The organism is Mycolicibacterium arcueilense (assembly GCF_058536225.1).
Genome location: NZ_JBZTYL010000030.1, coordinates 79,073 through 92,915, shown reverse-complemented (window position 1 = coordinate 92,915; position 13,843 = coordinate 79,073). Strand labels below are relative to the sequence as shown.

The window sequence follows — 13,843 nt, the reverse complement described above, 5'->3', positions numbered from 1 at the left end:
CCCGCTAGGTCCGCCGCAGCCAGGCCGCGAGCTCGCGCAGCCACGCTGGCGATGCATTCGGCCGCCACGGGCCTGTCGGCGCGAGGTGGGCTCGCACGTGCCGTTCCTCTCCGAGGATGCTGATGTTGATGTTCTCGATGTCGGGCAGTTCCACGAGCTTGCGCGCCGTCGCCTGCACATCGGCCATCAGAGCGGACACATCCTGCTCGGACATGTCACAGAGGCCATTGAAATGTGTACGTGCGGAGACGATTATGTGCGGGGTGCCACCTGTCCGATCGGCAAGGCCTGCGAAGGAGTGTGGCAATTCAGCCAGCAATGTCGGTACAACGAATCCGCAGGTCTCGCAGGCAGCGGCCGCAACCTTCGGGTAAGACTCGGATTCGTTGACGAATGCCAGTAGGTCATCCCGTGTCAGGGCAACAGGCGCAGTCGCGGTGATCAGGAAGTCCCGCAACGCATTCGGCGGCTCAACGCCGTCAACCCACTCATACGGGGAATCATCGTTCGGCCGGGCAGATGCGTCGTCGAGCAGATCGGTAAGGAGTTGCGCGAGTCGCCGTGGCCCCGCTGAGTCTTCACCGATACTCAACACCCCGGAGTGGGTGAAGTGTGGGAGCAGCCAAGGCATGCCGGCCTGGTCTTCGACGAAGATCGCGGGGTCTTGCCGGTGGTGTGCTCCGATTTCAACGTTCTGTAGCGGCCCACGGGCTTCGGGCAGGGTTTTCCGCTGGGTGATGTAGATGTGCGTGTCGGTCTCGATGACCCAGCAGTGTGCGCGTTCCGGGTCAACGAGGTATTCGACAGGGGGTTTGGTGTACCGGCTCAGCGCTAGGAACCCTAGTTCTTTGCGCTGGCGAGCGGTGGTCACCCGCATGAGCCGCCTGCGCCAGCGCTGACCTATCGGCCCCAATGAGTCCCGGCTGATGGTCTGAATGTCCGATAGCGCCACAGGCCACAGGCCGACGACCCAGCCGATGAGCAGGGCGTTGTCCGCATAGGCCAGGTCGGCCTGCGCATGTAGCAACGTGAAAATATCGTCGTCTGTCACGGGGGCGGGATCGCTGCTAGCCAAATCCGGGACCGCCGCGCGGCGGAGGCCGAGTTGGTCGGGGACATGAGGGTATTGGTCAGGGGCATAAGGGTGCAGTGCGCGGCCGGTGTCGGGTAATAGTCCGCTGTCGCATGCCAACCTGTAATCGATTGCGCGGCATACGCGGTCGAGCGTGCTCGACAGTCCGGAGGCATCCGGCTGGCTGGGGTTGTGCGATGCTCCGGCAGTCAGCGCGGCGTGCAGGGATCCGGAAGTCAGCTCGCCGTGGCGCGGGCGGACCACCAGTACGGGGCTGCCCGGTCGCCACCCGTTGATGTCGTCGACGTTGTTCAGGCCCGGTGGCCAGTACGGAACGTCGAGGCGCAGTAGGTTGGCCAGCTCACGCCAGGTGTACATATTGAGTACTTCGTCTACCCGCTCGTCCACTGGCGGTGCGGCCTGCGCGGTGTCGGTCACCGCGATGGCCGGGGTGTGCACGGTTTTCGGAGTGTTTCCGCCGGCGATCCGCGCGATCGCGTGTTCCGGCACAATCACGCTCGATACGCGGCGTTGGGTGGCAACTTTTTCCGAAAGCCACTGCGCCTGCGCATAAGCTGTCGACGGACTGGTGTATGCCACGATGATCGGGCCATGTCCATCGCTGGGCTGCCAGTAGTGCAGGGCGGCGCGGAATTGGTGGTCGATCTGCATGATCTCCGAGCCCAGGAACTGCGCCGGTGGCAGGTCAACGATCCGCGGGTACAACCTCGGGATCCGGGAAATGTACTGAGGTCGGTTGGCCAGGATGAAGTCGTAGATCGACGCCGAGCTCCAGAGGTTTCTTCCGTCAGCTTTCAGCTGCGGCTGTGGAAACGACTCAGCACTGGAGCCTGTGAGGTACTGCCGAATCGTTTGAGGCTTGACCGACAGCATGGCCGCCACGTGATCGACGGTCAGCCACGGCTCGTACCACTTCGTTTGCAGAGCATAGGGACTCATCGCCACCGCACGAATATATCCTATGTATTGGCGATATATATCGCTGTCGGCGGCGTCGTGTCGGAAGGTTGGCCTGGCGCCCTCAACGGGCGATATATCCGTCGCGCCGATCTCCTCTGCTGAACGTGTGTTGACTCGCGGGGACGAGTATCGATCGAATCGTGCCCACCGCGGCTAGCCCAGAACTGACGTCAACGATTCGCTACCCTGGACCCCGCGCGCACGTGCCGACGAGGGGTGGGCAGCGGCCACGCGCCGCTGCCCACGGCCCGGTGACATTCCAAGGACCGGCTTGACCGGCCAGACTCACCGCCCCGCTTGACGCCGAAATTGTCGTACTCACAGCACTATTCGTTTGATAGCCCGGGCGATCGGCGATCGGCGATCGGCGGCCCGCGAGCCGGCCGAGGTGGCGGCGACGTGCACGGGACTGGCCACGACAATGTGCATCAGTAGGGGGACGCCGCCCCCGACGAACCAGGGAGCTGCCGGGGGCGGCGTGACGGGTTTGCATCGGCCCTGAGCCCGGTGGGGGAGGTTGGCCACAGGTCACAGCGTGTCCGTCAAATGTGCAGACTAGTCGGACACGCAGAGAACCGCCCGCACACGATCGGCCGGAGCTGACGACAACTGTCCCGGCGTCAGGGCCGGATGTGAGTTTGGCCAGGCGAGCAAGTTCGCGAATCGCCAGGCCCTCCAACGTCCGCGCACCGTGTTAGTTACAGGCGCGTGCCAGCAACGGCCCAACTCGGAGCGCGAAGGTCAGGTCGTTTCGTCGCCGTGATGCACGGTCAGGACCCCGGCCTTAGCCAGATCCGCAAGGACACGGTGGACCGACCTCCGGTCCCGGCCGGTCATCTTGATGATCTGACGAGCTGTCCAAGGGCCGTCGCCGTGGAGTCCGAAGAGCTGGCGCACGGCACTGGAAGTATCGAGATCGTAGGCCCATTCAGCCACCGGCTCTCGCTCGTGCAGCATTTCGTCAAGCCAGTCTGTGTGTTTGCCAGCTGGTCCTTGTTCAATCCGCTCGGCTTTGGTGAACGTCACCAACCTCGCCAAATCCCCTGCGAGCTTGGCGATCAACGCGTCATGATCGACGCCATCCACGCGTCTGATCATCCGCCTGCCGTCATACCGATGTCGAGGATGGGTTGTGCGTCACCTGTCGCGCGACTCGCAGATGCGTAGCCAGCAATCTGTGGCAAACAGATGCGTCGCTTACGGGTGCCCGCGTTAGCTGGTGGTTGGGTCGCGGCTTCGCGCTTTTGGCTAAGGCGCTCTCTCGTTCAATCCCCGTTTCGGGGCACATTTCCCCGAATGGCAGCTAAGCGGTTTTACCGGACTATGCGGCTAAGCGGTGCCTTAGCCTTAGAGGCATGGTAAAAGCCAGGGGGACTCGCGGGCGCTTCGCGAAGAGATTGGTGGCGGCTGCGGCCGCCGCTCTTGCGTTGAGTGGTTGTACGACGACCGTTGATGACGCGCAGGCGTTGAAGTCGACGGCGCCGGAGAACGGCGCCGACTATCAGGGTCCGCCGCTGTCGACGGACAGGGCCGCCCCGGTCAATGCGTTGGCCGGGGGAGTGCCAATCTATATCGGGTCAGGGCCGGAGCCCGCACGCTGCACTGCCGGGTTTCCGCTCGTCGGTGTGGGTGGGATCCGGTACTACCTCACAGCTGGGCATTGCGCGCGTGGCGAGGAGAACGCGCCGGTGTTCGTCGATGTGACGAAGTTGACCGAGTCCGGTGAGTTGAAGACGACCAGGGTGGAGATCGGCCGGATTACCGACAATCAATATTCAGCGGAGTACGTATACAACGCGACCGACCCGACGCCCTTCCCTGATCTCGCGGCGTTCACTGCAAATACGAAGACGTGGCCGGCGCCGGCCACGTCTTTGATCGGCAATCAGTCGGTGGTGGCTGGCGGATACCGGCCTGAGCGGATTCTGGACGCCCAGGACCGCGGGCAGACATGGTGCTGGCCTGTCGCGCAGACGATCGGATTCGCCACCGAATGCGGCGACGTTAAATGGGTCCGCGAAAACTATGTCGGGATTGCGCCGAAAAACCCACGGTGGGCGGACTCGATCGGTGACGCTTTTGCCGGAACGCCGGTGTGGTCCGCTGACTCAGGTGATGGGTTGATCGGCACTGTAGGCATTATGTCGCTGCGCCTGGACAACGGGGTGTTTGTCGTCGACGCCACCCATGCCTACATCGACAAGCGCTACATCCAAGATTCGGCGATCGGCGCGAAGATGCCAGAAGGTTTCGTGCCGAACCCTCCGCTTTTCGCGTTCCCGAAGTAAAACCCCTGGGAGACAAGGACAAACCAGATGGCCGTCGAGAAAGTACCCGACCCGTACGACCTCATCCAGGGCAACTTTCCCACGGATAGTGAGGAGAAGTTCGCTACCTCAGCTGCGTCCATGGGTGAGCTGGTCCTGCACCACAACCTGATGTCCTCGGAATACAACAGCGCCATCACCGGATTGGGTGATGAACACTTCCAGGGCATGCTCGCCGATGCCACACGCGAAGAGTTTTCGAAACTCTCAAAAAGCCACGATGCCGGCGAGCAGTTCTGCCAGAAGCTCGCCGAGACTTTCGCATCGCTGGGTATGCAGATCTTGACGTGCAAGAACAACATCAACACCGCATGCAGCATGGCTTCGGCCAAGATCGGGGTGTGGGAGAACCTCAAAGTCCTGGCCAATGCCGAGGGACAGAAGGAATACCAGAAGAAGATCGACGACGCCAAAAACAAGGCCCGCGAAGACATCGCCTCACTCAACGACCAACTCGAGAAGTCCATGACCGACGCCGAAACGTCACTGGGCGCACTACACGAGCAATTCCTCGCGGAAACCAGTGAGACCGGAGCCGCGGCAGCAGGCAAAGCTGACGCCCGGTCTGAGTACGAGACTCCGGTGCAAGCGGTGTCACGAGAGAGTAATGACGGAGGGCTCGGCGCCGACGCACTCGGTTCCCAAAGTGGGCTAGGTGAGGGCAGTGCTAATAGCCCTGGTGCAGAACAGCTTTCGAATGCCGCCAGTCCTATAAATCCTGGGGCGTTGATGGGGGGTATACCGCAGCAGATGCCGGCGCCTGCTGGTGGGTCGCCAGCGGGCGGCGGGGGTATGGGGTCTCAGTTGCCGGGGCAGGAGTTGGCCTCCAAGGCAATGGATATGGCTCAGAATATGGGTGGTAAGGAGTCGACGTTTCTGTCAGATGACTCGGTGAAGGATCTGCTGGCTGCGTCGTCGGAGAATTCTGGTGGTGGCTCGTCGTCGTCGGAGAGTGGCCAGGGCGGCAGCAATAGCAATGAGGGTGGCGGTTCTGGTGGTGGGGCTGTTGGTGCGGTGCCGGTGAGTAATCCTTCGGTGGCGTCTGGTCCTTCGCCTGCGGCTCCGGTGGCTTCTGCGCGTCCGGCTGGTGGTCCTTCGGTGGCGATGACTGAGCTTGCGGGTGGCACGGCTGCTGGTGGTGTGGTCAGTGGTTTGGGTTCGGCGGCTAGTGGTGTCGGTGGTTTGGCGGGTGGTCCTGCGGCTGCGGTGCCTGCGGTGGCGCAGCCGATCAGTACTGCTGCGGCCAATGTTGGTGGGTCTGGTTATGGTGCGCCCCTGACGTTTTCGCCGAATGCGGGGTCTGTGGTGGTTCCGTCGACGCCTGGTGTGGTGGGGCCGGGCCCGGTGAGTGCGGCGCCGGCCGCGCCGGGTTCGTCGTCTCCGGTGCCGCCGACTGGTGGGCCGGCCGCACCTGCTGCGCCAGTGTCGCCTGCTCCTGCTCCTGCTCCTGGCCCTGGCCCTGCGGCTGTGCCTGTGGGTGCTCCGCCGGTGGTGGCGGGTATCACTGCGGTTCCGGCGAGCTTGGGGTCGGTTCCTGCGGGTGTGTTGAATCTGCTGGGTCCGCCGGCGATGTTGGCGGTGTCGGCTGCAGCGCCTGATCGGCTTGCGCAGTTGCCTGTGGAGCAGCGGATCACGATTCTGAATACGGCGTCGATTGTGACGCAGATGCGTGAAATTGGTTGGCCTGCTTCGGTGGCGACGGCACTGCTTGATGATGGTGTTGTTGTTGCGGTGGCGATCGCGACGGGTGATGACCTGTCGATCATGCCGGCGGATGTCACTATTCCGAGGGCGTCGATTCTGTTGCACAACTTCAATCTTGGTGAGAGGTTTCGGTCTGAGTGGGCTGGGAATGCGGACACCGTTGCGAAGCTCCTTGCGGGGATTGATCGGCATCCTTGGCTGAACCGGTCGATGGTCAAGCACGTGTGTGCTTTCACTCGGAATCGTGAAATCGCTGATCCGGCAGTGCCTTTCACTCCGATGTCGATGGATGCCGCCTGGGCGATCCGGTATTTGTATACGCCGCCGCGTGAGACTGCCCCGGCGTATTCGCTGCAGTCTGAGACGTTTACTGAGGATCAGATCAGGTATTTGTTGGGTGTGGCGGAGCGGCATTGGCGGTTGCCGACGATCCGGTTACGGCGTGCGGGGCAGGCTCGGTTGGAGTCGGCGTCGATGTTCGCTTCGCGATGGTCGGACACGGGTGAGGCGGTGCTGCCGTCTTCGCCGCGTGGATACGATCAGCGTATTGCTGGGTTCTTGTATTCGTCTGCGCGTGAGGCTCTGTTGGCCGGCGATTTGGATCGGGCGTCGTGGTATGCGCAGTACTTGCGGCATCAGACGTTGCCTTCGGCGCGGAGCGCTGCGGCGTGATGTTTGCTGTTTATGAGTGTGTTCGGCAGGTAGAATTTGCTGTTCTAGCGGAGTGTTTGGTTATTCGGTCGCTTTAGAATGGAGTGATGATGGACTTCGGGCTGCTGGGTGTCGGCGAAATTGAGGGTTTGCTCTCGGCGTTGCAGGGTTTCAATCTGGCTAACATGGCGTCGAACTTGGCGCTGGCGGGTACGGCTCATTCGGTCGCGCCTCCGGGGATGGAGTTGGCTTCGGCGACGGCGACCACCTCGATGCAGGCGCAGGTCGCCGAGCTGGACGCGTTGTGCCAGGCGTCGGGGGCCAATCTGTTGGCTTATCTGTCGGTGTCGCAGTCGAACAAGCTCGGTGGTGTGGCCACTGACGTGGCGTCGGCGGCGCCGTTCGCTGTGGCGTAGGCCGGGTCGGCGATGTTCACCGCGGCGCATTGGGACTACCTGCACCGTGTGGGTTTGGTGCCGCCGTTTCCGGCGGTGCTGGGTGCTGTCTCTGGTGGCGGTGCTCTTGATGAGCAGCTGCGTAGTGACTTGTTGAGCACTGGTGTCGCTGTCGAACGGGCGGGGGAGCTGGTGCTGGAGGCGTCCCGGCGCCCGGTGTTGGAGGCGTTCAGTGCGCCTGCGGTGAAATTGTTCGGCACGCTGTTGTTGTATCGCGATGCTGTGCGGCGCACCGCATCTGTTGATGAGGTTGCTCCGGAGTGGTGTGACCTGGCTGAGGCAACATCTGTGGTGATTCCTCAGGCGAAGTTTGTGGTGGCAGTCACTGATGAGGTGGTTTCTGCTGCTGTGCAGTACCGGGGGTGTGTGTCGCTGTCGGGCGTGGATTGTGCGCATGCTGACCCGGTGGTGCAGGCGGCGCGCTTGTTGTGGGAGGCACTGTCTCCTGGGCAGCCGTATGGCGGATTGCAGGAAGTGACGGTGGGGCTGCCCGCGGTGGCGGCGGTGTCGCGGGTGCGGGTGGGAGCCGGCGGGCGTGATGGGCTTGAGGTTGCGTCGGGAGTTCTGACTGATGCTGGGGTGGGGGCCGAGCGGGGTCGACGGCTGCTCGATTTGTTGGCTCAGGAGCCGTTGGCCGCCGCGCAAGTGTGCGTTTCGGTGTGGTCGCATGACCGGCGGGTCGAGTCGAAGGACGCTGCGATCGGGCTGGTGGAGCTCGACGGTGGTGCTGTGCTGAGCGTGCCGAGTTGGCGGCTGGATGGCAACTGCCACGTTACGTATATGCCGGCGACGGCGGGCCGGTGGGAAAAAGAGATCGCCGAATTTGTTGCGCATTACCAACAGCGCGCAAAAATTGCCTGAACGCTTTTAAGCGACAGGTTGGGGGTTTGCGGCGGATAGGATAGTCCCATGGTGGACACTTCCGTTGATCTAGAGCAATTGCGGGCCACTGTCCAGAAGCTGCGCGATATCGCGGATTCAGAGGTGACTGAGTTTCTCGGCGAACAGGCCGACTTGTTGCAGACTTATCGGCGGGAAGCCTCGGTGAACACCCTTGATGGTGCTCCGGCGGGGATTTACGCCGATACCACTGCGGCGCTGGAGGGCGGCATCCATGATGCGCAGTCCAAGGGGCAGGCGGTCAAGTCGGAGATTTTGAGGCTGGCCAACGTGCTTGAAAAACACGCTCGGGGTGTGGAATCCGACGAGGCCGATGCGTCGATGAACTTTTCGTACGGCACCGCTCCCTGAGTGTGGATGAGGGCGATCTGGCATGACTAGTCCTGATACAACTGTTGATTCGCCGGTGGTCAACGGGAATCTGGGTCGGCTCGGTGGGGTCGCAGAAACTCCGGCGCCCCCGGGGACGGGTCCTGGCCGCTCAGGGATGGACAGTTTTGTCGATTCGTCGAACGGGCATGCTTCGAATGCGCAGACGCATGGCAAGGGCACAGTTTCAAATTCGCTAACCGGCGCTCGTGACATCGTTGATGGGGACGGCAAGTCTGCCAATGCTTTTACCAAACTTGGTGGCGAGAACGGTGCCGGGACTGGCGGCGGCGGCCCTAACGGAGTCCCCGGTGGCGGGAAAGGGGCCGCTGTCGGGGGTGGATCGCCGTTGGATGCGTTCAAATCAAATATGCCTGTGCCAGGGATGGCGAATGCGCCGATGCAGGCGGCGTCAGGCTTTGCGCAACCTTTGCAGTCCGCTCTGTCTTCGGCGCAGTCGTTGCCGCAACAGTTTTTGTCGCCGCTGACGTCAATGCTTGGCGGTGGTGGGATGCCCGCAGGAGCGGGTTTTCCCGGGGGCGGGTCGATGTCGCCGTTGGGGTCGGTGGGGTCGATAACCGATAGTCCGGGTACGTCGACAGATCTGAAGTCGCGTCTCGATGGATTCGTGTCCCAGACTTCCGGGGTTGTGGACTACGCGTGGGGCGGTGGGCACGGGGGAGCCCCAGGTCCCTCCCAAGGCATTCGCGACGGCGGCGGGGCCGCTGATGCTCATGGTGACTGGAAGAAGCAGGGTGTGGACTGCTCGGGGTACACCCGGTGGGGGTATTCCCAAGTGACCGGAAACGATGTGTTGGGGATGTCGACGTCGCAATCGCAATACGCCGGCGGGTCGCCTGTTTCGTCACCTCGGGCAATGGATTTGGCGTTTCCTCCGTCCGCGTTCTCCGGTGGTGGTGGGCCCACTCACGTCCAGCTCTATCTTGGTGACGGAATGGTCGCAGAGGCGCCGCAGTCCGGTGAGAAGGTCAGGGTGCGGCCGGTGGCTCCGGGCACGGAGTTCCGGCGCTACCTTTCGGAGGCAGCGTGACCGAGCCTTGGCCGACGTACACGCCGGAAATCAATGCTGGGCGCATGGAGGCCGGGCTGGGCCCTGAAACGTATCTGGCTGCAGCCGGCGCCTTCACAGCCCTGGCGGCGAACTTCGAGATCCAGGAAGGGGTGCTGCTGGCCCACACCGGTGCGATGGATGCGCTGTGGCCAGGCCTGACTGTGGCGGCTCGCCAAGCGAAAATCACCGAGTACAGCGGGTGGCTGCAGGCCATGGTGGCCGAATGCGGACGTTTGGCGGCTGCTGCTGCGGTGGTCGCCGCCGCCTACTCCTCGGCGCGCGGGACTATGGTCCCTTCAGCGAAGGCGATCCAGAACCGCATCTCCCAGGCAACCGCGGTCGCCACGAACTTTATGGGCATCAACACTCCGGTGATCACATTCCTCGACGCCGAGTATGTGGAGCATTGGACTCAGAACGCATCGCTGATGAGTGTGTATGACGCGCAGGTGATTACCGCTTCAGCGCCGGTGCCCAAGCCGCCGCCCCCGCCGCTGGTCAATCCGGCCGAACCGGCACTGGATGCTGCACAGCAAGCTGTATCGAGCATGGCGCAAAATACGGCTGGTTCGGTGGCCAACCAGCAGTCCATGGACCCGTCCCAGTTCATGCAGCCGATGCAGCAGGCGATGTCAGCGCCCCAGCAGCTACTGCAGCCGTTTCAGCAGGCATTTTCCGGCCCCCAGCAGATGGCGCAGCAGTTGATGTCGAGCTTCAACAGCATGGGCAACGGTATGGGCTCGGACGGTGGGAACGAAATGCTGAGCTCCTACAGTCCTTTCGCCGCGGCTGGCGGTGGGGGCGGGGCGGCGTCTCTGGGCGGATCGGGAGGCGGGTCCGGTGCATTCGCCAGCGGGGGCGGCGGGGTTGGCGGGTTACGTCCGGCGTTGACCCCTGCCGCGGCCACGGGTGGTGGCTTGACGGCGATGTCGAATACCCAACCTCTCACTGGTGGAGCGAAAACCGCTGTGCCAGGCGCAAGTTCGGCAATGCCGGGCGGAGGAATGGGAGGTCTTGGCGGCGCTGGAATGAGAGGAAGAGAGGAGGCAACTACGCGAGCAGATTCGGCCATTGAAGCCGGTGTCGCGCCTATCGCTGACACCGACAGTGCCCGTGCGAACGCCATTGTCAGTGAATGGCTACCCAAGCGTTCCGGCGGGTTAGACTAAAACCACTGCCCCGTGTTAGCGGGAAATGAAAGGACACAAGACAAATGGACGTTGCGATCGATCATGGCGTCGCCGACAACCTGGTCTCTCAGATGGACGGCCACGTTGATGCGATGCACCAGTCGTGGACGAACGCGGTGCGGGAGTTCGAGGACCTCAAGGGATCCGGAGCGATGACGGGTGCGGCCTCGGATGCGTGCCAGCTGGCCGTACAGCGCACCAACGAGCATCTCGAGCAGATTGTGGCCAAGGACAAGCAGCTGTTCGAGGACATCCGTGCCGCACATGCCGATGACCTTCACACCGAGGAAGAGTCGGCGGGGATGTTCTCCGGATTCGGCAACCACTAACCCTCGACGGTCATCCAAAACTCTTAGAAAGAAGAACATCTCATGTCTGATATCGTTCGCTATCGGCCCGGTCAGATCGAGGCGGCGGTTGCCACCCTGAATGGGAACCTCAACACGATCAAGCAAGAGACCGAAGATCGAATCAACACCGGTAACCATTATGTTCAGACCAATCAAGGTCAGTTCATCGAACGGTTCAACGAACTCAACCAGGAGTACCGGCGAGTGACCGAAGAGGTCCAACAGACCATCGGTCACATCATCTCCGCGATCGTAGAGGCCAAAGCCTCGAATGCAGCACGTGACCTTCGATCGGCAAGTTCGATCGGCTGAGCGCAAGCGCAATTCGACCTATGAGCAACAGTTCTGCCGGATGCTACGGGGCCATATCAGGTCCCGTAACGGTCACTGTGCACGGAGGCGGGAGCGAAATGGTGATGCCCCTCATCACACTGCAATCTGTTCCCGCCTCCGGTGCGATGCTGCAGGCTCACGTCCGCGCATGTCTGGCAGAACTCAACCTTTTGGCCCGCGATGATTGAACGATTCACCGGCGAGGACGCCGACCTCATCATCGAAGACCGCTGGCCACATAAGTACAACGAGGACCAGATCACCGGCAGTGCCCGACACCACCGCGACGTCGTGGCTGCTGAGATCTCCGGGGCCGCGCAACCTCACCTGGATGCCGCACGCATGGAGGCTGACACGGCCAACGCCGGCATGTTCGCTCAAGCAGTGGTCACCAAAACCGCCGACCACATGCATCTAGCAGACCAATCGGCGCTACGGCACAACGCCGTTGCCGAGCACCTCGACATTTTCGCCACGGCTGTCAGCAACGCCAAAACCCGTATCAACGCGGCGGTTTCGACGTTCACAGCTGATTGGGCCAAGGCCCCCCAGCTGGCCCAAGCCAACAACTGGTACCAGCACGACTACAACAGCTACCGGACCCAACTCGTCGAAGCCGGCCGCGCCAGCGTCACAGCAGCGCTCAACGATCTCGGGGCCGCGCACGACACATGCTCGACTGTTCTGCAGGCGGCACTGGACTGATGCTGCCCACCACCAACACCAACAACATCGGCGCGATCACCGACGCGCTGACCGGTCTGCAGTCCACCCTCGCCGAGAAGAATGAGCGCCTCGACCGCATCGGCGCGTACATGGACGACCCGGACGAACCAACCATCATCGTCCGTGTCAAACACGGCAAGATCCTCGACATCGCCGTCAGCGACGCCATCACGACGCTAGCCGTAGACGAACTGCAAAACCTCGTCAACGCCGTCATCTTCGGCGCATTCGTCGACTGGTACGAGAGCGTGAGGCCCCAGTGACCACACCGACCCCGGCCCCCAGCGCCGAAGCGATCACCGACGCGCTGCACGCCCTCGGTATCGACGGCTCCGGAGCCGCAGAGCAGGCGTGGCGTTCACAACTGGAGATCAGCACCGACCTGTCCCGGCACCTGCAGTCGATCGTCGACGCTGTCGGGGCGGCAAAGCAACGCGCCGAGTCTGCCCTGGCCGAGTACACCGCCAACGCGCCCGCAGTCGCGGAAATCGAAGCAGCCCAACAAGAATTGCTGGCCGCTTCGACACAAGACGATCCGCGTAACCCGCACCGATTGTCCGATGCGGAAAACAAGCTCGGAGAGCTGTTGGCACGCCAACAGGCCGCCGAAGACAAGTACCAGCGCGACTCCACCGATAGCACGGAGCAGCTCGACTCGGACCGCAAATCGGCCCAGGAGGAGCTTTCCCCGGAAGCCCGTGCAAAGCTGGCGCAATTGTTGGGGGCTCTGGCCGGTCCACCCGGAACAGCTCCGCCCGCGGGCGCACCAGTCGCGCCGGCAGGCCCGCCGCCAGCAGCCGGGCGTCCGGTTTCAGGCTTCACCCCGATGTCTGGTGCCGAAAGTCAAGACAGCGGATTCAATCCCGGTGGCACCTACATCGACAATGAACAACCGGGGCAGACCCACACCTCGTCGAACCCCGCGTCGGTGTCGGTTTCTCAGCCCACCCTGGTCAACGCGGCCACCAATGCCCAGGTCGGTGGAGGAAGCGTCCCCGTGGCGACGTCCGGGCCGGCCGGTGCCGCTGGCCAGCCGGGCGCGATGCACGGAGGGTTCATGCCGCCTATGGCGCCAGGAATGGGTATGGGTGGAGCCGGGCAGAACGGGCCCAAGCGTGAGGGTGACGAGCGGCGGTCATCCTCGGCTCTGGACCGTGATGAGCTGCTCAATGGTGACGATCTGCTCAACCGCTCGGTCAAAGGGCGCCTGTAAAGCTGGCCGTAGTGGCTATTAGCGGACCCACACACGTTTTCGGCATCTAGACTTAAAGACGTTGCTTCGGCAGAGCAGCCCCTACTCGATTTCCCCCGATCAGAGTCAGTGTCCACCTGCTCTGCCGAAGCAAACCCCTTGCGCGGCAACATGATATAAGCGGACCGCGATGTCTGATAGCGGGGGATACTAGCTTTATGACATTCAGAATCGATGTACCCGAATGATATTCGGCCGCATCGTTGGCCGTCTGCGACGCAGATGGCGGCGCACTGTGGCTGCCGCGGTCACCGTGAGCGTGCTATCCGGCGGTGGGATCACCGCCTACAGCGGCAACTTCGACAATCTCCTCGACCGCGTACTGGGCGCTATCGCCGGCGCGGGTACAGGTTGTGTGGAAACGCCGGTCGGTCAAACCCGTTGCGCGGACGGATCGCCCGCCGGCGGCCAGTCAGCCCAGGTTGCAGTGGAGAACCGGAAGTGAGGCACAAACGTGGCTT

At 62.7% G+C, this 13,843-nt stretch carries 15 protein-coding genes; 13 read left to right on the top strand and 2 right to left on the bottom strand.

Annotated features, from left to right (window positions below):
* Positions 1-4: 4 nt before the first annotated feature.
* Entirely contained in the window at positions 5-2,032 is a 2,028-nt protein-coding gene (locus AC4LGL_RS27925) for an HIT family protein (protein WP_491841580.1), read from the bottom strand.
* 762 nt (positions 2,033-2,794) lie between these two features.
* A complete protein-coding gene (locus tag AC4LGL_RS27920; RefSeq protein ID WP_491841579.1) occupies positions 2,795-3,139 on the bottom strand; it encodes a hypothetical protein in 345 nt (114 codons plus the stop codon).
* A 314-nt stretch (positions 3,140-3,453) separates the two neighbouring features.
* Here AC4LGL_RS27920 and AC4LGL_RS27915 point away from each other — a divergent pair, with 314 nt between their 5' ends.
* From AC4LGL_RS27915 to AC4LGL_RS27855, 13 genes are all read left to right on the top strand, one after another.
* Positions 3,454-4,341, top strand: coding sequence for a chymotrypsin family serine protease (locus AC4LGL_RS27915; RefSeq protein ID WP_491841578.1), 888 nt, complete (start codon positions 3,454-3,456; stop codon positions 4,339-4,341).
* Positions 4,342-4,368: 27 nt separating this feature from the next.
* Positions 4,369-6,756: a hypothetical protein gene (locus tag AC4LGL_RS27910; protein ID WP_491841577.1), complete on the top strand. Its 2,388-nt coding sequence runs from the start codon at positions 4,369-4,371 to the stop codon at positions 6,754-6,756.
* 86 nt (positions 6,757-6,842) lie between these two features.
* Entirely contained in the window at positions 6,843-7,151 is a 309-nt protein-coding gene (locus AC4LGL_RS27905) for a hypothetical protein (RefSeq protein ID WP_491841576.1), read from the top strand.
* Positions 7,152-7,163: 12 nt separating this feature from the next.
* Positions 7,164-8,051, top strand: a complete 888-nt coding sequence (locus AC4LGL_RS27900) for a hypothetical protein (RefSeq protein ID WP_491841575.1) — start codon at positions 7,164-7,166, stop codon at positions 8,049-8,051.
* 48 nt (positions 8,052-8,099) lie between these two features.
* Positions 8,100-8,441, top strand: coding sequence for a hypothetical protein (locus AC4LGL_RS27895; RefSeq protein WP_491841574.1), 342 nt, complete (start codon positions 8,100-8,102; stop codon positions 8,439-8,441).
* 22 nt (positions 8,442-8,463) lie between these two features.
* Positions 8,464-9,510, top strand: a complete 1,047-nt coding sequence (locus AC4LGL_RS27890) for a C40 family peptidase (RefSeq protein WP_491841573.1) — start codon at positions 8,464-8,466, stop codon at positions 9,508-9,510.
* Positions 9,507-10,700, top strand: coding sequence for a PPE domain-containing protein (locus AC4LGL_RS27885; RefSeq protein ID WP_491841572.1), 1,194 nt, complete (start codon positions 9,507-9,509; stop codon positions 10,698-10,700). Before AC4LGL_RS27890 ends, AC4LGL_RS27885 begins: the two co-directional genes overlap by 4 nt.
* Positions 10,701-10,744: 44 nt before the next feature.
* Complete coding sequence (locus AC4LGL_RS27880; protein WP_491841571.1) at positions 10,745-11,050, top strand: hypothetical protein; 306 nt, start codon at positions 10,745-10,747, stop codon at positions 11,048-11,050.
* 42 nt (positions 11,051-11,092) lie between these two features.
* Complete coding sequence (locus tag AC4LGL_RS27875) at positions 11,093-11,383, top strand: hypothetical protein (RefSeq protein WP_491841570.1); 291 nt, start codon at positions 11,093-11,095, stop codon at positions 11,381-11,383.
* A gap of 201 nt (positions 11,384-11,584) precedes the next feature.
* The gene (locus AC4LGL_RS27870; RefSeq protein WP_491841569.1) at positions 11,585-12,109 is read left to right on the top strand and encodes a hypothetical protein; all 525 of its coding nucleotides are present in this window, start codon (positions 11,585-11,587) and stop codon (positions 12,107-12,109) included.
* Positions 12,109-12,393, top strand: a complete 285-nt coding sequence (locus AC4LGL_RS27865) for a hypothetical protein (protein ID WP_491841568.1) — start codon at positions 12,109-12,111, stop codon at positions 12,391-12,393. The genes AC4LGL_RS27870 and AC4LGL_RS27865 overlap by 1 nt, the downstream gene beginning before the upstream one ends.
* Complete coding sequence (locus AC4LGL_RS27860) at positions 12,390-13,343, top strand: AAA family ATPase (protein ID WP_491841567.1); 954 nt, start codon at positions 12,390-12,392, stop codon at positions 13,341-13,343. The genes AC4LGL_RS27865 and AC4LGL_RS27860 overlap by 4 nt, the downstream gene beginning before the upstream one ends.
* A gap of 274 nt (positions 13,344-13,617) precedes the next feature.
* Positions 13,618-13,827: a hypothetical protein gene (locus AC4LGL_RS27855; protein WP_491841566.1), complete on the top strand. Its 210-nt coding sequence runs from the start codon at positions 13,618-13,620 to the stop codon at positions 13,825-13,827.
* The last annotated feature ends 16 nt before the right edge of the window (positions 13,828-13,843 follow it).

Coding starts and splice junctions, on each gene's coding strand:
- AC4LGL_RS27925 (WP_491841580.1), bottom strand. CDS start 2,032: ATGAGTCCCTATGCTCTGCAAACGAAGTGGTACGAGCCGTGGCTGACC.
- AC4LGL_RS27910 (WP_491841577.1), top strand. CDS start 4,369: ATGGCCGTCGAGAAAGTACCCGACCCGTACGACCTCATCCAGGGCAAC.
- AC4LGL_RS27905 (WP_491841576.1), top strand. CDS start 6,843: ATGATGGACTTCGGGCTGCTGGGTGTCGGCGAAATTGAGGGTTTGCTC.
- AC4LGL_RS27900 (WP_491841575.1), top strand. CDS start 7,164: ATGTTCACCGCGGCGCATTGGGACTACCTGCACCGTGTGGGTTTGGTG.
- AC4LGL_RS27895 (WP_491841574.1), top strand. CDS start 8,100: ATGGTGGACACTTCCGTTGATCTAGAGCAATTGCGGGCCACTGTCCAG.
- AC4LGL_RS27890 (WP_491841573.1), top strand. CDS start 8,464: ATGACTAGTCCTGATACAACTGTTGATTCGCCGGTGGTCAACGGGAAT.
- AC4LGL_RS27880 (WP_491841571.1), top strand. CDS start 10,745: ATGGACGTTGCGATCGATCATGGCGTCGCCGACAACCTGGTCTCTCAG.
- AC4LGL_RS27875 (WP_491841570.1), top strand. CDS start 11,093: ATGTCTGATATCGTTCGCTATCGGCCCGGTCAGATCGAGGCGGCGGTT.
- AC4LGL_RS27870 (WP_491841569.1), top strand. CDS start 11,585: ATGATTGAACGATTCACCGGCGAGGACGCCGACCTCATCATCGAAGAC.
- AC4LGL_RS27865 (WP_491841568.1), top strand. CDS start 12,109: ATGCTGCCCACCACCAACACCAACAACATCGGCGCGATCACCGACGCG.